The 24427-nt window shown below is 60.0% G+C and carries 22 protein-coding genes and 1 other RNA gene; 18 read left to right on the top strand and 5 right to left on the bottom strand.

The annotated features are described in order from the left end of the window. The first annotated feature begins 133 nt into the window (after positions 1-133). The 3 genes from M0P56_RS04645 to M0P56_RS04655 are packed head-to-tail and all read left to right on the top strand — an operon-like array spanning position 134 to position 3164. Positions 134-787, top strand: a complete 654-nt coding sequence (locus M0P56_RS04645) for a protein-L-isoaspartate O-methyltransferase (protein ID WP_291508878.1) — start codon at positions 134-136, stop codon at positions 785-787. 6 nt (positions 788-793) lie between these two features. Then, positions 794-1339, top strand: coding sequence for an isochorismatase family protein (locus M0P56_RS04650; protein ID WP_291508879.1), 546 nt, complete (start codon positions 794-796; stop codon positions 1337-1339). Between the two features lie 10 nt (positions 1340-1349). Beyond that, a complete protein-coding gene (locus M0P56_RS04655) occupies positions 1350-3164 on the top strand; it encodes a M61 family metallopeptidase (RefSeq protein WP_291508880.1) in 1815 nt (604 codons plus the stop codon). On the opposite strand, the gene M0P56_RS04660 is transcribed toward M0P56_RS04655, so the two are convergent. The 4 genes from M0P56_RS04660 to M0P56_RS04675 all read right to left on the bottom strand — a co-directional run bounded on the left by M0P56_RS04660 (position 3159) and on the right by M0P56_RS04675 (position 4541). Then, positions 3159-3773, bottom strand: a complete 615-nt coding sequence (locus M0P56_RS04660; RefSeq protein ID WP_291508881.1) for a 5-formyltetrahydrofolate cyclo-ligase — start codon at positions 3771-3773, stop codon at positions 3159-3161. The genes M0P56_RS04655 and M0P56_RS04660 overlap by 6 nt on opposite strands. A gap of 1 nt (position 3774) precedes the next feature. Beyond that, positions 3775-3955, bottom strand: a non-coding RNA gene (gene ssrS, locus M0P56_RS04665) — 6S RNA. Between the two features lie 9 nt (positions 3956-3964). Further along, positions 3965-4279, bottom strand: coding sequence for a cell division protein ZapA (locus M0P56_RS04670; protein WP_291508882.1), 315 nt, complete (start codon positions 4277-4279; stop codon positions 3965-3967). Between the two features lie 22 nt (positions 4280-4301). Further along, positions 4302-4541 carry a hypothetical protein gene (locus tag M0P56_RS04675; protein WP_291508883.1) on the bottom strand — a complete coding sequence of 80 codons (240 nt, stop codon included), beginning with the start codon at positions 4539-4541 and terminating at the stop codon, positions 4302-4304. An 87-nt stretch (positions 4542-4628) separates the two neighbouring features. Here M0P56_RS04675 and mrdA point away from each other — a divergent pair, with 87 nt between their 5' ends. The 14 genes from mrdA to M0P56_RS04745 all read left to right on the top strand — a co-directional run bounded on the left by mrdA (position 4629) and on the right by M0P56_RS04745 (position 21852). Continuing rightward, positions 4629-6539: a penicillin-binding protein 2 gene (mrdA, locus tag M0P56_RS04680; protein ID WP_291508884.1), complete on the top strand. Its 1911-nt coding sequence runs from the start codon at positions 4629-4631 to the stop codon at positions 6537-6539. 12 nt (positions 6540-6551) lie between these two features. After that, entirely contained in the window at positions 6552-7160 is a 609-nt protein-coding gene (locus M0P56_RS04685) for a 50S ribosomal protein L25/general stress protein Ctc (RefSeq protein ID WP_291508885.1), read from the top strand. Positions 7161-7166: 6 nt separating this feature from the next. Beyond that, positions 7167-7736: an aminoacyl-tRNA hydrolase gene (gene pth / locus M0P56_RS04690; RefSeq protein ID WP_291508886.1), complete on the top strand. Its 570-nt coding sequence runs from the start codon at positions 7167-7169 to the stop codon at positions 7734-7736. A 9-nt stretch (positions 7737-7745) separates the two neighbouring features. Then, the gene (gene ychF, locus M0P56_RS04695) at positions 7746-8837 is read left to right on the top strand and encodes a redox-regulated ATPase YchF (RefSeq protein ID WP_291508887.1); all 1092 of its coding nucleotides are present in this window, start codon (positions 7746-7748) and stop codon (positions 8835-8837) included. A 433-nt stretch (positions 8838-9270) separates the two neighbouring features. Beyond that, complete coding sequence (locus M0P56_RS04700) at positions 9271-9816, top strand: helix-turn-helix domain-containing protein (protein WP_291508888.1); 546 nt, start codon at positions 9271-9273, stop codon at positions 9814-9816. Beyond that, positions 9813-11795: a hydrogenase 4 subunit B gene (gene hyfB / locus M0P56_RS04705; protein WP_291508889.1), complete on the top strand. Its 1983-nt coding sequence runs from the start codon at positions 9813-9815 to the stop codon at positions 11793-11795. The genes M0P56_RS04700 and hyfB overlap by 4 nt, the downstream gene beginning before the upstream one ends. Continuing rightward, positions 11792-12733: an NADH-quinone oxidoreductase subunit H gene (locus M0P56_RS04710; RefSeq protein ID WP_291508890.1), complete on the top strand. Its 942-nt coding sequence runs from the start codon at positions 11792-11794 to the stop codon at positions 12731-12733. Before hyfB ends, M0P56_RS04710 begins: the two co-directional genes overlap by 4 nt. A 1-nt stretch (position 12734) precedes the next feature. Then, a complete protein-coding gene (locus M0P56_RS04715; RefSeq protein ID WP_291508891.1) occupies positions 12735-13412 on the top strand; it encodes a formate hydrogenlyase in 678 nt (225 codons plus the stop codon). After that, complete coding sequence (locus tag M0P56_RS04720) at positions 13412-14866, top strand: hydrogenase 4 subunit F (protein ID WP_291508892.1); 1455 nt, start codon at positions 13412-13414, stop codon at positions 14864-14866. The genes M0P56_RS04715 and M0P56_RS04720 overlap by 1 nt, the downstream gene beginning before the upstream one ends. A gap of 10 nt (positions 14867-14876) precedes the next feature. Then, positions 14877-16427 carry an NADH-quinone oxidoreductase subunit C gene (locus M0P56_RS04725; protein ID WP_291508893.1) on the top strand — a complete coding sequence of 517 codons (1551 nt, stop codon included), beginning with the start codon at positions 14877-14879 and terminating at the stop codon, positions 16425-16427. Positions 16428-16460: 33 nt separating this feature from the next. Further along, positions 16461-17012, top strand: a complete 552-nt coding sequence (locus tag M0P56_RS04730) for an NADH-quinone oxidoreductase subunit B family protein (protein ID WP_291508894.1) — start codon at positions 16461-16463, stop codon at positions 17010-17012. Positions 17013-17205: 193 nt separating this feature from the next. Then, entirely contained in the window at positions 17206-18585 is a 1380-nt protein-coding gene (locus M0P56_RS04735; RefSeq protein WP_291508895.1) for a ribulose-bisphosphate carboxylase, read from the top strand. Between the two features lie 150 nt (positions 18586-18735). Next, positions 18736-19554 carry a CbbQ/NirQ/NorQ/GpvN family protein gene (locus tag M0P56_RS04740; protein WP_291508896.1) on the top strand — a complete coding sequence of 273 codons (819 nt, stop codon included), beginning with the start codon at positions 18736-18738 and terminating at the stop codon, positions 19552-19554. Positions 19555-19662: 108 nt separating this feature from the next. Continuing rightward, positions 19663-21852 carry a VWA domain-containing protein gene (locus M0P56_RS04745; protein ID WP_291508897.1) on the top strand — a complete coding sequence of 730 codons (2190 nt, stop codon included), beginning with the start codon at positions 19663-19665 and terminating at the stop codon, positions 21850-21852. 7 nt (positions 21853-21859) lie between these two features. On the opposite strand, the gene M0P56_RS04750 is transcribed toward M0P56_RS04745, so the two are convergent. Then, positions 21860-22771 carry a LysR family transcriptional regulator gene (locus M0P56_RS04750; RefSeq protein ID WP_291508898.1) on the bottom strand — a complete coding sequence of 304 codons (912 nt, stop codon included), beginning with the start codon at positions 22769-22771 and terminating at the stop codon, positions 21860-21862. 397 nt (positions 22772-23168) lie between these two features. On the opposite strand from M0P56_RS04750, the gene M0P56_RS04755 reads away from it, so the two are divergent. Then, positions 23169-24425 (top strand): carbohydrate porin, encoded by a 1257-nt coding sequence (locus tag M0P56_RS04755; RefSeq protein ID WP_291508899.1) that lies wholly within the window; start codon positions 23169-23171, stop codon positions 24423-24425. The last annotated feature ends 2 nt before the right edge of the window (positions 24426-24427 follow it).

The raw sequence follows: 24427 nt of genomic DNA on the forward strand, positions 1-24427 counted from the left end.
ATCAGCGGCTATTGGAGCACAGGACGGACGCCAAGCCAATCACCACCCGACACGCGCGCAGATGAATGCACGGATTGACTTGCCACAAGACCCATGCCTAAATGGCGGGAAACTACTGGAACCCTGATTCTCTATGGACTTTGATATCCTCCGCCGTACCATGATTGACGCCCAGATTCGCACTTGGGATGTGCTCGACCCCCGCGTGCTAAGTACTGTTGCACAGGTGAAGCGTGAGCTTTTCGTGCCGACCCCATATCGGCATTTAGCTTTTGCTGATTTTAATTTACCTTTGGGGCACGGTGAGATCATGTGGACGCCAAAGATGGAGGCGAGGGTCTTGCAAGAGCTGGATCTGCATGAACCGGATCGGGTCCTGGAGATCGGTACCGGAAGCGGCTACCTGACAGCCCTGATGGCACAGCTATCGGGGATGGTACACAGCGTCGAGGATCGCGCCGAGCTCTCCCGAACGGCGGAAGGCCATTTGCGGGTGCAAGGCGTTCAAAATACCCACCTGCACATTGGTGACGGCTCTAACGGCTGGGTAAGCAATGCGCCCTATGATGCCATCTGCATCACCGGCTCCTTGCCGGTGCTGCCGAATGCCTTCAAGGAGCAACTGGCGGTCGGAGGGCGATTGATCGCTATTCTCGGCACCGGCCCGGCCATGCGGGTGCGCCGCATTTTCCACTCCCAGCCCGGCATCTTTGAAAGCTCGGAACTCTTCGAGACAGAGATTCCGCCTCTGCGTCACAAGCCGCTGCCTGTCGGCTTCGTATTCTGAGCGATCATGCGTATTGAGGCCGGGCAGAGCGTTGTCCTCGCCGTTGATCTGCAGGATCGCCTGCTCGGCACGCTTCCCCCCGTGCGACGGGCGCCGCTGCTGCACAACATCACCCAACTGCTGGAGGCAGCCACGGCCCTCGGGCTGCCCACCCTTGCCACCGCCCAATATCCGCAGGGTCTGGGACCAATCCGTGAGGATATCCGCGTCCATACTGCCGATGTCCTGGAAAAGACCGCCTTTTCCTGCCTGCGCAGCAGCAACAGTCACCGATGGCTGGAGGCACAGGACGGACGACGTCAGGTCATCCTGACCGGTATAGAGCTTCACATCTGTGTGCTGCAAACCGCCCTGGACCTGCAGGCAGGGGGTTGGCAACCGGTGGTCGTGGCCGACGCCTGCGCCAGCCGTGACGCGGAACATCAACAACCCGCTTTGGAGCGGCTGCGGCAGGCGGGGGTTACGGTCGCCGTCGCTGAGTCGGTATTTTATGAGTGGCTGGGCGACGCGGCGCACCCAGCTTTTCGCACCCTTGCCGCCGCCTGGCGTTAGGAGTGCTGCCGTGAGTTCTGCCCCACTGAGTTACCAGATCAGCGCCGCGCCACAAGCACATCTTTTTCACGTATCTCTGAATATTTCCGAACCGGACCCGGAAGGACAGATCCTCGCCCTGCCCGCGTGGGTACCCGGCAGCTATACTATCCGCGACCTCGCCCGCCATGTGACCCAAATCCGCGCAGAGCGTAATGGGCAGGATGTCGCCCTGCACAAAACCGGTAAGGACCGCTGGCGTCTTGCTGCGGGGCAGGGCCCAATTGTCGTCCATTATACCGTGTACGCTTTCGACCGCTCAGTACGCACGGCATATCTGGATGATCAGGGGGGCTTTTTCAACGGACCGGCCATCTACTTGCGGGTCTTGGGGCAGGAAGACCAAGCGCACGCCGTCCTCCTGGATGGTCCGGAAGACTGGCAGGTGGCCACCGCCCTCCCCCGGCAAAGCGGTGCAACCTGGGGCTGGGGCAGCTTTGTTGCCGCTGAGTATAGCGCCCTCATTGATCATCCGCTGCTCATGGGCACGCTCACTCTGCTGGATTTTTCGGCGGGAGAGCGGCCCCATCACCTACTCATTCAGGGAGCCCATCAGGCAGACCTGCAACGGCTGGGTCCCGATCTGACGCGCATCTGCGACTGGCAACATCATTTCTGGGGCGATGCCGCCTTTGCCGAGTACCACTTTCTGTGCATGACCAGTGCTGATGGCTATGGGGGATTGGAGCACCGCGCCTCCAGCGCCCTCCTCTGCGCCCGGGATGACCTGAGTGGCCGCAACGAAGATCATTATCAGCGCTTCCTGGGGCTCGCCAGTCACGAGTATTTCCATAGCTGGCTGGTGCAGGCCATTCGTCCCGCCGTGCTTAGCGCCAGTGCCCTGGACCGCGAGGCGCCCACACGCGACCTCTGGGTCTTCGAGGGGATAACCTCCTACTATGATGATCTCTGCCTGCACCGCGCCGGCCTGACCACGCCCGAGCAATATCTGCGCGGAATCGGGAAGGAGCTGACCCGTTTACTGCGCCGCCCCGGACGTTTCCTGCAAAGCCTGGTGGAATCCAGTGAAGATGCCTGGATCAAGCTCTATCATCCCCACGTCAACAGTGCCAACTTTGAAATCAGTTATTATAACAAGGGCGCCCTGATGGCCCTCTGTCTGGACCTCAGTCTGCGCATCGAGAGCGAAGGCACCCAGAGTCTCGACACCTTGCTCGCCCGGCTGTGGCAAGACTACGGCCGCATCGCCAAACCGCTGCCGGAAGGTCAATGCATTAATCTCGTCGAGGCGCTCGCCGGCTCGGCGCTCGCCGCGCGTTTGGATGCTTGGATTACAGAGAAGACCGACCTGCCGTTGCGCGCACTGTTGGCGGAAATGGGCATTGCGCTACACCTGCGCGCCGCCAATGGTCCGCAGGATGAAGGCGGCGAGGTCTGCGAGAAAACCCCGCCGGTCTGGCTGGGTGCGCACTGGCGTTCGCACGCGCTGGGTGCTCAACTGCGCCATGTGCAGAGTGGCGGCCCTGCAGAGCAGGCAGGGTTGTCGTCGGACGACATTCTCATCGCCATTGATGGCGTCCGGACTACAGCGGAACAATTACCGCCACAACTAGATGCGGTTCCCGCGGGGGCGACGCTACGTATTCAATTCTTCCGCGATGATATTCTTATGGAAACTCATCTGACCCCCGCTCCGCCTCCACAGGATACGGCCTGGCTGGAATTACTGGGGGATGTGGACGCGGTCGTCCTGGCACGTCGTCGTGCCTGGTTAGACGGGACTACGGCAACAGCGGAAAGTCGTTGCGCTTCCATACCATCATGATCTGACTCGGTAGCAACCCATTTCCGTACAGACCATACCCAGAGGGATATCCCAAGGCTCTTTGGGCACACGCGGCACTTCCTGAAAGGCGTGCCCCACCCCAATCAACCGCGGACGCCGCCAACTGCGGCGATGCGGCACATGTGTCAGGCTGCGATCATAAAAACCGCCGCCCATCCCCAGACGGTAACCTTCAGCGTCAAAGGCAACCAGTGGCAGAATCAGCAGGTCCAGTTCACGAACGGAACGCTGATGACGGGGAGGCACCTGCGGTTCCGGGATGCGAAAGCGATTGTTGCGCATGGCCACATGCGGGTTAAAAGGCGCAAAACGGAGGCTACGTGCAAACGGCCCGGCGAGTACCGGCAGATAAAAATGCTTGTTGACTGCGATCGGGTGCTGCATAAGCGGCAAGGGGCTGATTTCGCCCTGCATTGGCCAGTAGAGTCCGATATGCCGGGCCCGCTGAAAGTGGTTGAGACGCGCGAGGTGATCAGAGAGCGCTATGGACGCGCACTGTAATGCCTCAGGTGACAGGTTGCGTCGCTGCTGGCGCAACTGGCGGCGTAACTGACTTTTTGCTGGTACTTCATCCAGCCCTTGAAACAAAAAACCTCCCGCGTGGGTCGTGCGGCCCGCTACCCCATGAACCTGATGTACAGGTGGGAATCCACACACCGCTTTAGGCTACTCCACGAAGGAGCTGCACACCGCGGCGATGACTGAAGATCCCCTGGATAGACAATGTTGGTTCAGGAATCATCTCGACCACTCGCGCCCCGCAGGAGGCAATGCCCAAGCTACTCTGCCCCCTTATCCATGTCAACCAGTCGGCGCAGGCGATCTTCCAGCAGATTGAGTTGATCATCGCGCGCGCGAACTTGCTGGCGGGCGCGCTGCAGATCTGCAGCTAGGTTGACCGCCACCATCAGTGCGGTGCGCTCCTTACTGATCATTCGCCCCCGTGCACGGGCGGCTTCGAGCTGTTGATTCAACAGTGCCACCGCCTCCAGAAGCAATGTCTGTTCTTCGGGCAGACAGGGCACCTGATAACTTTGCCCCAGCAAAGTGATGTTGACGTGATTGGTGGTGGGACTGCGAGTTGCTTCAGGCACGGTTTTCTCCATCTGTATGGTTCTATTCTTCGTTTTCCCAATGGCTCACCTGCGTGAGCAGCTCACTGAGCCGCAGACATACCGCCTCCTGACGTTCCCGCAACAAGATATTCTCGGCGTCGAGCATCTGGATTTGCTTTTGCAGAATCTGCAGGGAACGTTTGTCACGTCCATCTCCTTCCAGATGACGACGCAAGCCGCGATAATCCGTTATAATGTTTTCCAGCTCTGCGAACAGAGATTCAAAACGGGACTCCAACACTGCGCCACCCCACCTTACCAAGGATTTTGCCTCCGAGTGTACGAAGCGACCCAGCCATTTGCAAACTGAGCCAGGTCGTTCCTGATCATGCCTCTTTCTGACCCAGCCAAACGTAATCGCGACTTTCGCTTCCGGCTCGGTATAGCGACTGGCCTGATGCTGCTGGCGATTCTGGTCGTCGTATTACGGGTCGTGGATCTGGAGGTGCTGCATTTTTCCAAGTTCCGCACCTTGGCTTATGATAATCATGCGGCACTCGTCCCCGTCGCCCCACCCCGCGGTCTGGTGCTTGCCGATCATGGTGAGGTGTTGGCGGAAAACCAGCCCACCTATGCCGTGGAAATCACTCCCGACCAAACGCCCCATTTGCGGGAGACGTTGCGGTATCTACAGCAAATGCTCGGGCTAAATGCAGACGATATGCGCCAATTTCAGGACCGGCGTCTGGGAAAGCCGGATTTCGATCCGGTGGTCCTCAAGACCAATCTGACATCTACACAGATCGCCGCTATTGCCGTGCGCGCGCTGGATCTGCCCGGCGTACGGGTTGTCGCCATGCTCCATCGCCACTATCCCTACGACGCACTTTTTTCTCACGTCGTCGGCTATGTCGGCCCTATTACTGCCACCGATCTGAAGGATTTTCACGCCAGCAATTATGTTGGTCGCAACTATATTGGCAAGAATGGTCTGGAGCGCTATTACGAACGCCAGCTACGCGGCACCATGGGTTATCAGATCAAGGATATCAACGCACGCGGCCTACAGGTGGGCACCCTGCGCGACATCCCCGCACACCCCGGAGACAATCTGCTCACGCACTTGCGCGTGCGCGTGCAGCAGGCGGGGGCAAGGGCCTTCCAGGGCAAAGGGTATCGCGGCGCCGTCGTCGCTTTGAACCCTAACAATGGCGCCGTACTGGCTATGGTCACCAGCCCCAGCTTTAATGCCAACTGGTTTGTGGATGGCATCAGCACAGCGCACTGGCAGAGTCTGCTCGATAACCCTGGACGTCCGTTGATGAACCGCGCTGATAATGGCCTCTATCCACCAGGGTCCTGCGCCAAGCCGTTCTACTCCATTCAGGCCGTGCAGGAAGGCGTGATTACGCCTGATTTCCATACATTTTGTGCAGGTAACTACCAACTCGGCGGTCATACCTACTGGGACTGGAACCGGGCAGGTTTTGGCAATACGGGCATAACCAAGGCCCTGGCCTGGTCGGTGGATGTCTTTTACTACAAGCTCGCAGTGAAGATGGGCATCGCTCTGCAGGACAAAACCCTATGGCGATTTGGCTTCGGCAGAAAACCCCCCATCGACCTGCCGGGCGGGGCCAGTGGTCTGGTGCCGACTCCCGCCTGGAAGCGTAGGCATCTGCATGCACCTTGGTATACGGGAGACTCCGTCATTCTCGGAATCGGTCAGGGTTATTTGCTGGAAACGCCATTGCAGTTGGCTCGCGCGGTCTCCGCCCTCGCCAACGGCGGTTATCTGATTCAGCCTCAGGTCGCCAAAGCCTTCATTAACCCGAACACCGGCCAGATAGCAACCATTCCCAATGCGCCGCCCGTTAATCTGCACATTTCGGCAGAGGCCATGCATGCCGTCCATAAGGGTATGGAGGCCTGTGTCGCAATCGGCACCTGCCATACCGTCAGTATTCCCGGCATTACCGTTGCCGGAAAAACGGGGACGGCGCAAGTACCGGTGGGTTACAAAAATGGCCACACCATCTATAACAACGACTCCCTTTTTATTGGCTGGGCACCAGTAGATCATCCCAAAATCGCCGTCGCCGTAGTGGTGGAATATGGCGGGCACAACGCCTGGCAAGCCTTGCCAGTGGCCCGTGCGGTGATCAAAGCCTATTTACAGCCCGATGAAAAAACACCAGAAAAGGTTGCCGAAAAAGCTACAGCGCATTATGATGCGCGCCTTGCTATTGGGGAGAAAGGTTCTGTCAACCCTCGCCCCGCTCATTTCACTAAACCATAAGGAGTCCAAAAAATGACAGATTTTGCAATTGCAGCACAACCGCGTGAAGATAACGGCCGCCGTGCCAGCCGTCGCCTGCGCCGTACCGGCATGGTGCCCGCTGTACTTTATGGTGATGGCAAGGCCTCGATAGGTCTTAGTATTGAAGCCCGCCTGCTACGCAAACTGCTGCCCGACGAGCGCGCATACACCCACGTTATTACGCTGCAGTTCCCCCACGGCAACGAGACGGCGCTCATCCGCGACATACAAATGCATCCCTACAAAGAAGAAGTGCTGCACATGGACTTTTTGCGCGTTCATGCTGGAGAACAGGTGCGTTTGCATGTGCCAGTCCACTTCCTGAACGAAAGTACCTGTGCCGGCCTCAAGGCAGGCGGTGTTCTACATCGCGCCCTGATGGACGTAGAAGTGGAAGCTCCAGTGGATCGCCTACCAGAAGCCATCGAAGTGGACATCGCCGGACTGCACACGGGCGAAAGTCTGCATTTGTCGCAGATCAGTGTGCCTGTCGGCGTGACCCTGGTGCCTTTGCTGCATGAGGACGACAAGGAAGTGGTCTCCATCCACAATCCGCGTACCGGCGCCGAGGCGGAAGAGGCCTCGGAGACCACCGTCTGAGGCCTTATGGACTGGTTGTTGGCGGGCCTCGGTAACCCCGGCGCGGAATACGTCCGGACCCGCCATAATGCCGGTTTTTGGACGCTCCAGACCCTTGCGGATCGGGTCGGGGCGTCTTTGCGTATGGAGAAGCGCTGGCATTGCCTAGCCGCTACGACACGAGCTTCCGGACTGGAACTGGGGCTGTGTATGCCTCAGGATTTCATGAACCGCAGCGGTGGCCCGGTACAGGCCATGGCGGCCTTTTATAAAGTGCCCGTAGAGCGGATTTTGGTAATTCATGACGAGCTGGACCTGCCTCCTGGCACGGCGCGGCTGAAACGCGGTGGTGGTCATGGCGGACACAATGGCTTACGCGACCTCGAACGTACGCTGGGTACCCGCGATTACTGGCGGTTACGCATCGGTATCGGCCATCCAGGGCACAAAGATGCGGTCATCGGTTATGTGCTTGGCGCTCCAACGGCAGCAGATAAGGCCCTGATTGACGAGGCGATTGAGCGCAGTCTCGGCGTACTCCCCGATTTTCTCAGCGGCCGCACGGATGCGGCACAAAAAACCCTGCACAGCGATTAGGAGTTTCTTATGGCTTTGGCCTGCGGCATCGTCGGCTTACCCAATGTCGGCAAATCCACCCTTTTCAACGCCATCACCAGGGCGGGTATCGCGGCGGAGAACTATCCCTTCTGCACGATTGAGCCGAATGTTGGCTTGGTTGCCGTGCCGGATCCCCGTCTTGAGGCCCTGTCAGAGATCGTCAAACCACAGAAAGTACAGCACGCCACCATGGAGTTCGTGGACATCGCCGGGCTGGTGGCCGGTGCGGCGCAGGGTGAGGGTCTGGGCAATCAGTTTCTCGCCCATATCCGCGAGACGGACGCCATTGCCTTGGTCACCCGCTGCTTTGAGGACCCCAACGTCGTCCACGTGAGTGGCCACGTAAACCCGGTGGCGGATCTGGAGGTGGTGCTGACGGAGCTGATTCTGGCTGACCTCAGCACCGTGGAGAAGGCCCAGGCGCGGGTGGCGCGACAGGCCAAGGGCGGCAACAAGGACGCGGTGGCCGAAGTCGCTGCCATGGCCCGCCTCCTGCCCCACCTCAATGAAGGCAAGCCGGCCGCCAGCCTGCACCTGAACAGCGAGGAGCGGGAGCATCTGCGCAGCCTCTGCCTGCTGACCATGAAGCCCCTCATGGTCATTGCCAATGTCGCTGAGAACGAACTACAGGACGGTCCCTGGCGCGCGCCCCTGGAAGCTTGGGCGACTGAACGGCATGCGAGTGTAGTGCCTGTCTGCGCCGCCATAGAAGCAGAACTGGCGGAACTGGAACCGGAAGAGCAAAGTGCTTTCCTGCAGGATTTGGGGCTGGAAGAGCCCGGTCTCAACCGCATCATCCGCGCCGCTTACCGTTTACTGGGTCTGCAGACTTACTTCACCGCTGGCGTCAAAGAGGTCCGCGCCTGGACCATCCCGGTGGGGGCCACGGCGCCACAGGCGGCGGGAGTGATCCACAGTGATTTTGAACGCGGTTTCATCCGCGCCCAGACCATCGCCTATGACGATTTCATTCAGTACAAGGGCGAACACGGGGCCAAGGAAGCGGGCAAGATGCGTGCGGAAGGGAAGGAATACGTGGTGCAGGATGGGGATGTGTTGAACTTTTTGTTCAACGTCTGATCGGCTTCTGAAAGGGTTGATCGAACGCGCCAGCGCTTTTTGCCCGCAAAGCGCTGGCGGCGGTACTGGGTGGTGTCATGCGCAAACTATCGGACACCGTACCTGAAATCAGTCATTGGCAGGCGATAGAAATTGGGCAGTACACGCTTAAGGCCCCAATAAATCATCAAACTGTATCGACCTTGCGCGATACCTCATGGGTGCTGCCCAAATCAAGTTGACACATTCAGCGGCAGTGAGAGCGCAAATCGCAGAGCGCAGAGCGCAGGATATTGGCCCGGCTGCAGCATCGCCAGTTCTTCACCATGGCGGAACTCAACGCGGCCGTTCGCCCCCTTCAATTATTTAGGCAATAAATCACCCTTTAACGTATAGCGGAACATCCGTTCAAAATAGATTACATGGCGCGTGTTTTAACGTACACTCTCCGCCCATGGAACAGGTCTGCAAAAAAATTCGGCAACTTCGCGAGGATAAAGGCTGGTCCGTGCGCGGGTTGGCAGCGCGTGCCGAGATTTCACCCAGTGCCCTCTCGCAGATCGAGGCCGGGCAGAACTCCCCCTCCATCGCCACGCTGGAAAAAATCTGCGCGGCGCTGCAGATCCCCATCGTCGCGATTTTCGATGATGGAGAAACGGCGGGTTTACCGTTGATCATGCGCAACGGTGACCGGCGCAAGTTTTACAGTGCCGGTTCCCACGCCTCACTGGAACCGCTGGCCCGCGGCCTGCCGCAAAAGAAAATGCAACCGCTGCTGATGGTGCTCGAACCCGGCGGGGAGTGTGGGGAGCATCCCTATGCCAGTGCCGAGGGAGAAGAATTCACCATTGTCATCCACGGGACAGCCGCCTTTGAACAATCCGGGGTGACCACGGAGCTGGGGGAGGGCGACGCCATTTACTATGACCCACGTCTGCCCCACAACTGGCACAACCGCGGTCACTCCGCAACGACCCTGCTGGTGGTGGTAGCCCAGTGATCTCCTGCCTGCCCCTGGATCTGGCCACCGGGGCATTACTGCTCTGGCTGGGTCTGGGGCTACTGGGCTTTCTGCTGGGCGACTGGCCGGCCCTCGCCTGTCGGCTGGTCTTTCCGCTGAGCAGCGTGGTCGCCCTACTGCTGACCATTGCCGGATTCACCGCGCTGACGACCACCCCGGACGACTTGCAACTGCGCGGCCCCCTCCCCGCTCTGCCCTGGTCTTTCCAGATTGATCCCCTCTCGGGATTTTTCCTGATCCTGCTAGGGTTGCTGGTCTTCGCGGTGACTCTGTTTGCCACCGGCTATTTCCGCGTCCTGCCAGGGCCGGCACTGCGTCGGCTCATGCTCCAGTACCACACTTTTCTGCTGGGCATGGGGCTGGTTCTACTGGCGGCCAATGCCTTCACTTTTCTGGTCGCCTGGGAAATCATGGCGCTGGCCTCGTATTTCCTGGTGGTGACGAAGCATGAAGAGGCTGGCAGCCGCCTTGCCGGTTTCCTCTATCTGCTCATCGCCCACCTCGGGGCGCTGGCCATTTTGCTGGGCTTCGTCCTTCTCGCCGGGGCGGCCATAGCCCAGGGCGGGCCTTTTAGTGCCATGCTGCACGCCCCCCTCGACCCGTTCTGGGCATCGGCCGCCTTTCTCCTGACCTTTTTCGGATTCAGCGCCAAGGCGGGCCTGCTCCCCCTGCATATCTGGTTGCCGGATGCCCATCCCGCGGCACCCGCCCCAGTCTCCGCGCTGATGAGCGGGGCAATGCTGCAGATGGCCTTCTATGGCATGTTGCGGGTGGATTTTTTCTTCCTCGGCAGACTGGCCCTGTGGTGGGGTCCCTTTGTGTTGGTGGTAGGGCTCACGACGGCCCTCTTCGCTGTGCTTTTCGCCGCCGTCCAGACCGACATGAAGCGCCTGCTGGCCTATTCCTCCATAGAAAATATGGGCCTGATCATGGTGGCTTTCGGCCTCGCCCTGATCTTCTGCGCGCACGGGCTCGATGCCCTGGCGGCCCTGTCTTTGGCCGCCGCCCTGTATCACGCCCTGAACCATGCTTTCTTCAAGGGCCTGCTTTTTCTCGGCAGCGGCAGTGTGCTGCACCGGGCGGGCAGTGTGGCCATGGATCGACTGGGCGGCCTGATCCGGCAGATGCCGCAGACCGCATTTTTCATGCTCCTAGGCACCCTCGCCATCGCGGGGCTGCCACCCCTCAACGGCTTCGTCTCTGAATGGCTGCTCCTGCAAGCCTTTCTGCTATCCCCCGCACTGCCGCAAAGCACCCTCAGTGCGGTATTATCGTTGGCGGCCGCTGGCGTGGTGCTGGCGGTCGCTCTGGCGGCCTATGCCATGGTCAAGTTTTACGCCATCGCCTTTCTCGGTCAACCGCGTGGCACCTGGTATGTCCACGAGGCCGGACGCTGGGAACGGTCGGCCATGGCCCTGCTCAGTCTCGCCTGTATTTTTCTCGGACTCTTTCCGGGTGTTCTGCTGAATCTGCTGCATCCGGTGTTGCTGGAGATGCTCGGCCAGGGCGTCGCCATCCAGCAAGGGCTATGGCTGACCCCGGTCTCCGCACAACGCGCCAGTTATAGTCCGGTGATTTTCTTCCTCGGCATGGCGACCGCCCTGGGTCTGGGTTTTCTCCTGATCTGGAGCCTCTTTGGCCGGCCCTTGCGGCGCGTACCAGCCTGGGCCTGCGGTTTTCCCGTCCGGACGCCGGCCATGCAGGATAGCCCACTGGGCTTTGTGCAACCTCTACTGCGCATCTTCGCCCCACTGTATCAGGCGGAGCGGCAGGCAGACGATGTCGGTCGCTGGCGGGTATGGATCGGCGAACCGGTGTACCGCGGCATCTATCAACCCCTGAACCGCATCGTCCTCTGGCTCTCGGCTCAGGTGCTGCGCCTACAGCAGGGTCGCATCACCCTGTATCTTCTTTACAGTTTCCTGACCCTGCTGATCCTGCTGGCGATCTGGCGATGACCGCAATACTGCTAGAACTGGCGCAGGTGCTGCTGGTGGCGTTTCTGGCGCCGCTCTTTGCTGGCCTGCTGCGGGCATTGCGGGCGATCCTGCAGAACCGGCGACCGGCTGGCTGCTGGCAGAGTTACCGCGATCTGTATCGCCTGTTCCATAAAGAATCTCTGCAGGCAGAGGGAACATCCTGGCTCTTCCGCTTTGCGCCTTACGGGATTTTCGGGGCGTTCTGTCTGGCGGCCGGGATCATCCCCATTCTCGCCACCGGCCTACCCCTGGCACCGGCTGCCGATGTCATCGCCCTGGTGGGTTTGTTCGCCCTGGCGCGGGTTTTTCAGGTACTGGCGGCCATGGATACGGGGACGCCCTTCGCCACCTTGGGTGCCCATCGGGAAATGCTGATCGCAGGACTTGCGGAACCCGCCCTGCTGGCCACGCTCTTTACGGCGTCCCTGCTCTCCCGGTCCACTTCGCTGAGCGTGATCGTCGCCCATCTGGAGCAACTGCGCTTCGCCCTGCACCCCAGCATGGTTTTCGCCGCCGCCGCCTTTTTTTTCGTGCTTCTGGCAGAAAACGCACGGATTCCCGTGGACAATCCCGCCACCCACCTGGAGCTGACCATGATCCACGAAGCCATGCTCCTGGAGTACTCGGGACGGCACCTCGCGCTCATGGAGTGGGGGGCGCAGATCAAGCTGACGCTCTATGTAGCCATCGGTATTGCGCTGTTTCTGCCCTGGGGTATCGTGCCCGCCGCAGAAGTCGCGACACTGCCCGTAACCCCGCCAGTCCTGCTGCTGAAATTCGCGGGCGCCGCCGTTATCCTGGCGCTGGTCGAAACCTTGCTCGCGAAGTTGCGCCTTTTCCGCGCCCCGGAATTCATGGCAATTGCCTTTCTGCTCGGGGTCATCGGGCTTCTGACTTTCTTCATGCTGGGGGCATGACATGATGATCACCACACAGGGGCTCGCCTGGGGCATCCCCCTGCTGAGGCTCCTCGCCGCCCTCCTCCTGCTGCTGGCTTTCGCCATGCTGGCGCAACGGCGGCTCCTCACCCTGATCCACCTTCTCGCCTGGCAAGGAGCGGTCCTGGCGACTGACACCGCGCTGGTGGCGCTGTTGACCGGGCAGACGGAATTATGGTTTTCCGCAGCGCTGACCCTGTGCCTGAAGGCCATTCTAATCCCGACGGTCCTGCATCGTCTGCTACGGCGACTGCAGGTGCATGGCGATGTGGAGGCAATACTCAACATCCCCCTGACCCTACTCGCCGGCATCGCACTGGTCATCTTCGCCTTCTTCCTCGCCGCCCCCATCACCGCCCTGACCGGCACAGTGACCCGCGGCATGGTCGGCATTGCCCTTGCCGCCGTACTGCTCGCTTTTCTGATGATGATCACGCGGCGCAAGGCTATTTCTCAAGTCGTGGGTTTTCTGGCTATCGATAATGGCCTCTTCTTCGCCGCCACCAGCGCCACCCTGGGTATGCCGATGATTGTGGAACTGGGCGTAGCCCTGGATGCCCTGATCGGTTTCGTTATTCTCGGCGTGTTCTTTTTTCAGATACGGGAGACCTTCGACAGCATGGATCTCCAGCATCTGGAACATATCCGGGAGGAATAATGCTGATTCTGCTGGTTCTGATGTGCGCGGCGATGGGCATCCCCCTGCTCGCCCTCTGGGGCGACGGACGCCGGGGCGCAGCGCTGTTCATCGGCCTCAACACGCTGACCCTGATGGCCATCGCCGCCCTAGCTATACAGGTGCTGCGGGACGGCGCATTTACCGCGGGCGGCGGACAATTCATGGTGGATGATCTCAGTATCGTGCTGGTACTGGTGGATGGTCTGGTGGGGCTCAGTACGGCATGGTTCTCCCGCAACTACATGCTGCACGAAATTGTGCACTGGTCGCTCTCTCGCCGACGTGTCCGCCTTTATCACGCCATGTTCCAGACCTTTCTCGCCACCATGCTGCTGGCCCTGTTGACCAACAATATGGGCATCCTCTGGGTGGCCATGGAAGGCGCCACCCTGTCCACGGTCCTGCTGGTGAGTCTCTTCCGCACCGCCGAGGGCCTGGAGGCGGCCTGGAAATATTTCATCCTCTGTGGCGTCGGTCTGGCGATGGCGCTATTCGGCACGATCCTGCTGTATTTCGCCGCCCAGAAAATCATGGGGCACGGTGCAGACGCATTGCTGTGGACCCATCTGGCAGCGGTGCGTCATCAGTTGGAGCCGCAGGTCATGGCCATCGCTTTCATCTTCATGCTGGTGGGCTACGGGACAAAAATCGGCCTGACCCCGCTCAATAACTGGTTACCGGATGCCCATGCCAGCGGCCCCAGCTCGGTTTCGGCAGTACTTTCCGGACTATTGCTCAATGTGGCCCTCTACGCCGTGCTGCGCGCCAAGGTGCTGGTGGATGGTGCCCTGGGTCCGGACTTCGCCGGTCGACTGCTGATGGGCTTCGGTCTGCTCTCCCTGCTGGTGGCGGCCTTTTCCATGCTACGGCAGCGGGATGTGAAGCGGCTTTTCGCCTACTCCTCCATCGAGCATATGGGACTGGCCACCTTCGCCTTCGGGATCGGCGCACCACTGGCGAGTTTTGCGGGCCTACTGCACATGATCAGCCACAGCCTGACCAAATCCTCCGTGTTTTTCTCGGTCGGACAAGCGGTACAAAGTGCCGGCAGCCGGGAGATCCAGCGCATCCGCGGCCTGTTGGAATTCAGCCCCTTCCTGGGTTGGGCGCTCATGCTGGCGGTGCTCTTCATCCTCGGGATGCCACCCAGCGGCCTCTTTCTGAGTGAATTTCTTATTATCACCAGCACGTTGCAGGCCCAGCCCTGGCTCACGCCCTTGCTCCTGCTGGGATTGGGCGTAGCCTTCGCCGGGATTTTTCCGCGTCTGCAGGGCATGGTCTTCGGGCCTGCTCCAGAAGGCATCGCCCGCCAGCCCGTCGCCGGCATCATACCGGTCTTCATCCAAATGGGCCTCGTCATCGTGCTCGGGGTGTTCATCCCCTGGATACTGGTCCAGTGGATGCAGCATGCCGCCCTGCTCCTCCACGGATAAGGACGCCATCATGCCCAACCCCGCACTGCGCGTACTGACTGATTTTAAGCAATGGGGCACGACGTTACCGGTGTGGTCCGGTCGCCTCTGCAAAGAGTATTGGCCGCTTGCCGCCCGCAATATCCGTATGCAAGGGGGTCGCCTGCTGGCACTCTGGGGCGAGGACTTTCGCGCCAAAGAATCCGTTTATCTCGTCCATGCGGCATTTCTCGCCGAGACAGGCATCGTGCATACGGAAATGATCGTGGACCCTGCCACTGCGGTCTGTCCGAGTCTGGCCGCTATCTTTCCGGCTGCCCTGCGCATGGAACGCACCCTTTACGACCTGCTGGGCGTCCGCACGACAGGGACGAACGATACCCGCCCCTGGCTGCGGCATGCCGCCTGGCCTGCGAATCAATTTCCCCTGCGCGCGGATTTTCGCACTGAAAACCTCGGTACCGCCGGAGACGGAGACTATGCCTTCGTGCCTGCGGCCAGCCTGGACACCCACGAAATTCCGGTCGGCCCCATACATGCCGGTATCATCGAACCGGGGCATTTCCGCTTCCAAGTCCTGGGAGAAGAAATCCTGCGCCTGGAGGAACGCTTCGGCTATACACACAAAGGGGTGGAACGCCTCTTCCAAGGCCTGGACATAGACGCAGGTGCACGACTGGCCGGACGGATCAGCGGCGACAACACGGTGGCTTATGCCTGGGGTTATGCCCAGGCGGTGGAACAGATCGCCAACGCACAGGCGCCAGAACGCGCCCAATGGCTGCGCGCCCTCTGCCTTGAACGGGAGCGTTTGGCCAATCACCTCGGTGACATTGGCGCCCTCGGTAACGACGCCGGACTGGCCTTCGCCCTGACCCAGTTTCAGGCCCTCAAAGAGGACTTGCTGCGGGAGAATCGGCGCTATTTCGGACATCGCTATCTCATGGACAGGATTTTGCCCGGTGGTGCGGCCTTTGATCTCACTGCGACGGCCATCGCGGCCCTCCACAGTGCGGGGCAGGCAATCAAAACCGCCGTCTGGCGTCTACAGGGGATCCTCGCCGAGCACGGTGGACTGCGCGACCGCGTGGTGCAACTGGGCATAATTTCGCCAGAGCGGGCCGCGCATCTGGGACTCATGGGGGTTGCCGGCCGTGCCAGCGGCCAGGCCTGGGATTTGCGGGTGCAGTTCCCCCACACTCCCTATGACCAGCTCCAGGTACGGATGGCCATTGCCACAGAAGGCGATGTCGCGGCACGCATGGCCGTGCGCTTTCAGGAGATTTCCGAATCGCTACGCTTACAGGAGGAGATCCTCCAGAAACTGCCCGTCGGTGACGTATACCGCCCGCTGGACCTCCGGCATGCCGCGGGTGAAGGCGTCGGTTGGGTGGAGGGTTGGCGGGGTGAGATATTCTTCTGGCTGCGCATGGAGCAGGGAAATATTCGCCACTGCCGCCCTCAGGACCCCTCGTGGACCCTTTGGCCGGCTCTGGAAGAGGCGGTCCTGCGCGATATCGTCGCGGATTTTCCGCTCATTAACAAATCCTTCAACCTGAGTTACAGCGGCCATGATCTTTGAGCACAGCGCCCGGGCGATTCCCGAAAGGAGACGATGATGTATCGGATACTGCGCGAGGTCCTGCGGTTGGGAATAGCCGGGGAAAAACCGCAGCGGACGGAACGGGACCCCGCATCCGCCAGCCCCTCCTGCTTCCACCACAGTCTCAGCATTCGCCATGTGGATGCGGGCTCCTGTAATGGCTGCGAACTGGAGCTCAATGCCCTGAACGGTCCGCACTATGGACTGGAGCAGGCCGGTTTTCGCTTTACCGCGTCCCCACGCCACGCCGATGTGCTAACGGTGAGCGGGCCGGTGACCCGCCATATGGTTGCGGCTTTACAAGACTGCCACAACGCCATGCCCGAACCGCGGCGGGTCATCGCCATCGGCGACTGCGCCTGTTGCGGCGGTGTATTCCGGGGCAGTTATGCGGTCATGGATGGCCTCGCAGTCGTGTTGCCGGTGGATCTGCAAATACCGGGCTGCCCGCCAAACCCTGACGCTCTACTGCACGGGCTGTTGCAGGCGTCCGGGGAACGGACAGAGAAGAGAACTGATGCAGGATATTGTCTTGACGCTCAAAGGCTGTCCACAGGTGGATAGAGCACTGGCAGAAATAGATCATAAAGTTTTACTTATCTGTAATATAAGATTTTCATTAGTATATTACTACTATTTTTAGTGGTATATTACCATAATAAAATATATTGGTCGTAATGTCTGTTAATCAGAATAAATAATGTGAAGTTAGCAACAAAATTAATCTTTCCCATCAACATGCATATAAGGAGCAACCATGGATCAATCTAATCGTTATGCCGATCTTTCTTTAAAAGAGGAAGAACTTATCGCCGGTGGCAAACACATTCTGGTGGCCTACAAAATGAAGCCCAAGGCGGGCCACGGTTATCTGGAGGCTGCCGCCCACTTTGCTGCGGAATCGTCCACCGGCACCAACGTCGAGGTGTCGACCACCGACGACTTCACCAAGGGCGTGGACGCGCTGGTTTATCATATCGACGAAGCCACCGAGGATATGCGCATCGCCTATCCACTGGAGTTATTCGACCGCAACGTCACCGATGGCCGCATGATGATTGTCTCCTTTCTGACCCTGGTCATCGGCAACAACCAGGGCATGGGCGACATCGAGCACGGCCAGATGATCGACTTCTTCATGCCCCCGCGCGCCATTCAGTTGTTCGACGGCCCGGCCAAGGATATCTCTGATCTGTGGCGCATCCTCGGCCGCCCGGTCAAGGACGGCGGTTATATTGCCGGCACCATCATCAAACCCAAGCTGGGCCTGCGCCCCGAACCCTTTGCCGCAGCGGCCTATCAGTTCTGGCTCGGTGGCGACTTCATCAAGAATGACGAGCCCCAGGGCAACCAGGTCTTCGCCCCGGTGAAAAAGACCATCCCGCTGGTGTATGACGCCATGAAACGTGCCATGGACGAAACGGGTGAGGCCAAACTGTTCTCCATGAACATCACCGCCGACGACCATTACGAAATGTGCGCCCGCGCCGACTTCGCCCTGGAAACCTTCGGTCCCGACGCCGACAAGCTGGCCTTTCTGGTAGATGGCTTCGTCGGTGGCCCGGGCATGATCACCACGGCACGCCGCCAGTATGCCGGCCAGTACCTGCACTATCACCGCGCCGGTCACGGCATGATCACCTCGCCCAGCGCCAAGCGCGGCTACACCGCCTTCGTGCTGGCCAAGATGTCCCGCCTGCAGGGTGCGTCCGGTATTCATGTGGGCACCATGGGCTACGGCAAGATGGAAGGCGGTGCGGATGACCGCAACATCGCCTACATGATTGAGCGCGACAGTTGTGACGGTCCCGTCTATCATCAGGAATGGTATGGCATGAAACCCACCACACCCATCATCTCCGGCGGCATGAATGCCCTGCGTCTGCCCGGCTTCTTCGAGAACCTGGGCCACGGCAACGTGATCAACACGGCAGGCGGTGGCTCCTACGGCCACATCGACAGCCCGGCGGCCGGCGCGGTCTCCCTGCGTCAGGCTTACGAGTGCTGGAAGGCGGGTGCTGATCCCATTGAGTACGCCAGGGAGCACAAGGAATTCGCACGGGCCTTCGAATCCTTCCCGGGCGATGCCGACAAGCTTTACCCGGGCTGGCGCGAAAAGCTGGGCGTACACCGGTAAGCCGCTGACTCAAACCGGTTCCGGTCAACCCGGTGAAAGCGCCCCCATCCGGGGGCGATTTTGTTGAAAGCGGCCGCCCGCAGCCCGCTTTCAGACCGACCCATTCCCTGTTTCGCCGCCTCCGGCGGCAAACCGCACACGGAGCACCGCATGACTGCAACAGATTCCTCCATCCTGAACCAATATCTGGTAGGCAAGGAGCCGTTTTACCAGCCTCAGCATAACGAAGTGGCCCTGTTTGAAGCCGCTTATCGCAGGCGTCTGCCGGTAATGGTCAAGGGACCGACGGGTTGCGGCAAGTCCCGCTTTGTCGAATTCATGGCCTGGCGCCTCGGCAAGCCGCTGGTCACCGTAGCCTGTAACGAGGACATGACCGCCGCCGATCTGGTCGGCCGCTGGCTGCTCGACAAGGACGGTACCCGCTGGCAGGACGGCCCGCTGACAGTGGCGGCACGCTACGGCGCTATCTGCTATCTGGACGAAATTGTCGAGGCCCGTCAGGACACCACCGTGGTGATCCACCCGCTCACCGACCATCGCCGCACCCTGCCCCTGGACAAGAAAGGCGAACTGATCCGTGCGCATCCCGACTTTCAACTGGTAATTTCCTACAACCCCGGCTATCAGTCGCTGATGAAGGATCTCAAGCAATCCACCAAGCAGCGCTTTACCGGCTTCGAATTTGACTATCCCAACGCCGACCTGGAAACCGGGATTCTGGTGCAGGAAACCGGCGTGGCACCGGCCATAGCCGCCCAGTTGGTCACCGTGGCCGCCACCGCCCGGCGTCTCAAGGGTCATGGTCTGGACGAGGGCATCTCCACCCGGCTGCTGGTCTATGCGGCCATGCTGATGGACGATGGGGTGGCGCCACGCGCAGCCTGCCGCATGGCATTGGTGCAGCCGATCACCGATGATGCCGACATCCGCGCGACGCTGGAACACGCCATCGACATGACTTTCGCCTGAAGCGCGGCATTGACCTCCATGACGGATCATCCGCGCGACGCCTCCCTGCCGTCCCGCCTGGCGGCCTACCGGGAGCAACTCGACTGTCGCTTCCCCCGGGTCGGCGAGGTGTTCCCCGACTGTATCGCCCAGGCCAGCGCCCGCCTCAGCCCGGCGGGCATGAGCGCTTATGTTGACGCGGCGCGCACCCTCTGCAAACTCGGACGGGGTGAAGAACCGGTCCTGATTTTCCTCGAAGAGTGGCCGGATATTGGCGCTGCGCTGGGCGACGGTACGCTGGAAATGGTCATGCAGATGGTGCAGCACATGCAGCGCTCACCCAACGGCAACGCCATTGGCGGATTTCTGCAAACCCTGGCGCCGGTCAGCCGCGCCGTGCAGAGCCGCGAGCAATTGGGGCATTACCTGGACGTGCTGCGCGACATGATGGAGCGTACCACCGGCTCCATCCACGGCTATCACCAGACCCACCCCAGTCCCGGTTTGCCCGACCTGCTGCGCCAGGCACCCGCCTTGCTACAGTGGTTGACGGTGGATGGCCTGCGCAACTGGGTCCACTATGGCGTGCGCAATTACCTCCACCACCCCGAACGTCAGAAAGACTTCTTCTCGCTGCAATCCGCCGACAGCCGGGCGGTGCTGCAGCGTGAGCGTCACGGCACCCTGCTGGTGGCTGTCGAACACAAGCTCGGCCTGTACCTGCGCGGACTCTGGCAGGACAGCGAAGTATTGGTACCCTATTCCACGACCTTCGATACGCTGCGCAAACCGCAGCCTTACTACGACGCGCTCGGCATGCGGCTGCCGGACGTGCTCGATGACCTGCCAGGTGCCAGCGCGCTGGACCACTACCGCGCGATCCTGGCGCATATGGTCGGCCACCAGCGCTGGTCAACGCCGCAGATAGCCGATAACTGGAGCCCGTTCCAGCGCCTGGCGGTGGAGTTTTTTGAGGACGCCCGCATCGACACCCTGCTCATCCGGGCCTATCCCGGCCTGCGCACGCTATTCCTCGCGCTGCACCCCAAACCCGGTGAAGATGCCTGCGATCCGGAGACGACCTCCTGCCTGCGCCATCGCCTGGCGATGCTGTCGCGGGCGCTGCTCGACCCGGAACACGGCTACCGTAATCCCGTGCTCCATGACTTTGTCGGCCGCTTTCACGGGGAACTCGCGGGCGGCAATGCCGACACGCCGGCCATGGCCCGGCTGGCGCTGGAATATGTCACCACCACGCGCCGCCAGAGCGATCAGTTCGCCAAAGTGCATTTCGCCGATACCGAGATCAGCTACCGCGACGACAACCGCGGGTTATGGCGGTTCATCGAGGCAGGGGATGAGGAGGAAGCCTTAGACACGGAGCGGCGCAAGGCGCCCAATCTGGAAACCCAAGGCCTGCCGCCGCGCCACTATCCCGAATGGGATTATCAGAGCCAGAGCTACCGGCCCGACTGGGTTAGCCTCTATGAAGGGCTGCACGCCTCGGCGGCGGCAGCGACCATTGATCAACTGCTCCTCAAGCATGCGGCGCTGGCCAAGCACCTCAAACGCCTGCTCGATCTGCTCAAGCCCCAGGACAAGGTGCGCATCCGCTATCAGGAAGAAGGCAGCGAACTGGATCTGGACGTCGCTTTGCGCTCCTGGATGGACTTCAGGAGCGGCCGCACCCCTGACCCGCGCATCAACATGAACCATCGCACGGCCGGTCGCGATATCGCCGTGACCCTGCTGCTGGATTTGTCCGAATCGCTGAATGAACCCGTCAAAACCGGCGGCGGTGACGGCCAGACGGTGTTGCAACTGTCGCAGGAAGCGGTGTCGCTGCTCGCCTGGTCCATCGAACAGCTGGGCGATCCGCTGGCCATTGCCGGTTTCAACTCCAACACCCGCCATGAAGTGCGCTATCAGCACATCAAGGGTTTCTCCGAGCTCTGGGGAGACACCGTCAAGGGCCGCCTGGCGGCCCTCCAAGCCGGTTATTCGACCCGGATGGGTGCCGCCATGCGCCACGCGGGACACTATCTAGCGGCACGCAAGGCCGACAAGAAACTGATGCTGGTGCTCACCGATGGCCAGCCCTCTGACGTCGACGTGCAGGATAATCGTCTCCTGATCGAAGATGCCCGTCAGGCGGTCAACGAGCTCGATCGCGACGGCATCTTCACTTACTGTATCAGCCTCGATCCCCATGCCGACGCCTATGTCGCCGACATCTTCGGCCGTCAGTACACCGTCATCGACCACATTGCCAAACTGCCGGAAAAGCTGCCGGCACTGTTTATCGCCTTGACCAAATAACTGCTCCCTACCCGGGTAACAGGCGTGCCGCTTCCTGATCCAGCAAAAAATCCCGGAAGGCCTGAGTAGCCGCCGAGAGGCGCTTACCCTGACGGTGCACCAGATACCAGTGGCGTTCGATAGGCAAGCCTTGCACATCCAGCACCGCCAGATGTCCCGCCAGCAACTCTTCCCGCACCGTATGCAGAGAAGCGATGCCCAGCCCCATACCGGCGCGCACCGCATGTTTGATGGCTTCGTGGCTGCTCACTTCGATGCTCGCATGTAGCACAACACCAGCCCTTTCGAAAAATTGTTCCACGGCGATCCGCGTCCCCGAACCCGACTCTCGCAGAATGAAGGGATAAGCCGCCACCGCCTCCAAAGTAATCGCCCTGGCCTGAGTTAAGGGATGATCAGGCGCAGCGATGATCACCAACGGGTTTTCCAGAAAGGCCGTAGCCTCCAGCGACAAATCCGCTGGTGGCCGCCCCATGATAGCCACATCCACTTCGTTCTCCGCCAGCTGATGCAGCAAGGTCTCTCGATTGGTGACATCCATACTGACCGTCACCTGCGGGTGCAGTTTACTGAAAGCCGCCAGCAGATAAGGTGCGATATATGCCCCGGTGGTCGCCACGCTGATGTGAATATGCCCCCCCGCCAGCCCCTTGAGGTCATTAATCACTTGTACCGCCTCATCCAACTGCTGGGTGATGGCGGCACTGTAGCGCGCCATTTCCCGCCCCGCTTCAGTGAGATAAATCCGGCGCCCCAGTTGTTCAAAGAGTGGCAGTCCGACTTGATCTTCCATCTGCCGGACCTGCATAGATACGGCGGGTTGGCTGAGATGAAGTGACTGCGCCGCGCGGGTAAAGCTCTGATGCTTCGCCACGGCGGTAAACACCTGTAACTGGCGAAAGGTGAGATGCATGCTCATGGTGCTTTCCTGTAGTGGCCGCAACTAACGCAATACTTCGCGCGATTCTATCAGCATTACCTTATGACATGATACCCATACCTCTGCATTCCACCTTTCCTGATTAGCATCAGAAACATGAAAATGGTCAATTTTTTAGACCATTTTCTCTTGGCCATTCCTGTGCGCAACTCTGGATAGAGATTTCTGTCTTTACAATCTCATCGACCGGAACTGCGATGAGGACCGCAGTCACGTCCGCATCCGAATCGCCCCACGCCACAGCGACTTAAAGTCAGTAGTCGTTTGTAATTTAACATTTTTATATCGGTCAATGGCGGGAGTGAAAACCTATTGACAGGCACATCCGTTTATATATTATTGAGAATAGTTCTCGTTTCTATTTATATGGTGCTTCATGCCTCTGCTTTCCCGCCCCACTACCGTGGTTCTCCTCTCCTGCGCCAGCGTCCTCGGATCCATCTTCGATGCCTGGGCAGTGGATGGTCCTGCGTCCTCCGGTGAAGGACCAATTCCGAACATCTCCGGCATTTCTCCCAAATATCTGGCCGCTTACAGCCATATGACAGAGGGCGTCTCGTGGGCCGGACATGTGGACAGCGAGCTATCGACCAACCTATTGGGCGGGATTAAACAGGGCAGCGAGGGAAACATCGTCGGGCAGTTTGGTCTGAAGTACGACATGGAAAAAGCGGGCCTCTGGAAGGGCGGGAAATTCACGCTTTCCCTCATCGGGATTTACAGCAGCGGGGTCCAGCAAAATTATAGCGGCGACATCCAGACGGCCAGTAATATCTGGGCGCCCAATGCGATCCGTTTTTACGATGCCGCCTTCCGCCAAAGCTGGACAGACTGGCTCAACACCCGCGTCGGTTACATGGACGTGAATTATTACTTTGACGTCACTGCCAATGCCTTGCAACTCATCAACAGTTCCTTTGGCATGACGCCGACCATGACCGTCAATGTCCCTGGTACCGCCACCTATCCTTACTCAGGACTAGGGTTTCTGGTGGATACCCATGGCGAACACCTGAGTAGCAAGGTCGCACTATTTCAGGGCGACCCTCAGCACCAGACCTCAGCCTTTCATCGCGGCTACATGGCCTTGTGGGAAGGAGACCTGCACTGGGGCAAGAGGGAGGAAGACGATCTTGGGGACAGCAGCGACAACGATGGTCAGTACATCCTCAAAGCAGGTGTCTGGCACTACCGGCCGTCCAACCCGGACCATTACGGGATGTCCCCCACGACCTCGGGCGTCTATGTCGTCGCCGAAGGGAACTGGAGCCTGCCCGGAGAACGTCGGCTGGGGACCTTTGTCCAGATGGGCGGCGCACCGCAGGACATCAATCCCGTCCCCTGGTATCTGGGACTGGGCCTGCGCCTGGGTCAGCCGTTCGCCGTTCGCCCAGATGACAGTCTGTCCATCGGTATGGCGCGCGCATGGCTGCGTCCAGGTCCCGTGGCAAAGAGCCTTGACGTGGACACTACCGCCATCGGCAATGCCGAGACGACTTACGAACTCACCTACGTCGCGAAGCTCACTGAGCACCTCAGCCTGCAGCCCGACCTGCAATACATACAGCATCCCAACGGCTATTTTCCTGATGCGACGGTCGGTATGTTGCGTTTGCACGTCGAATTTTTCTGAAT

Origin of the sequence: Acidithiobacillus sp. (assembly GCF_023229925.1) — a bacterium.
Classification (GTDB): Bacteria; Pseudomonadota; Gammaproteobacteria; order Acidithiobacillales; family Acidithiobacillaceae; genus Acidithiobacillus.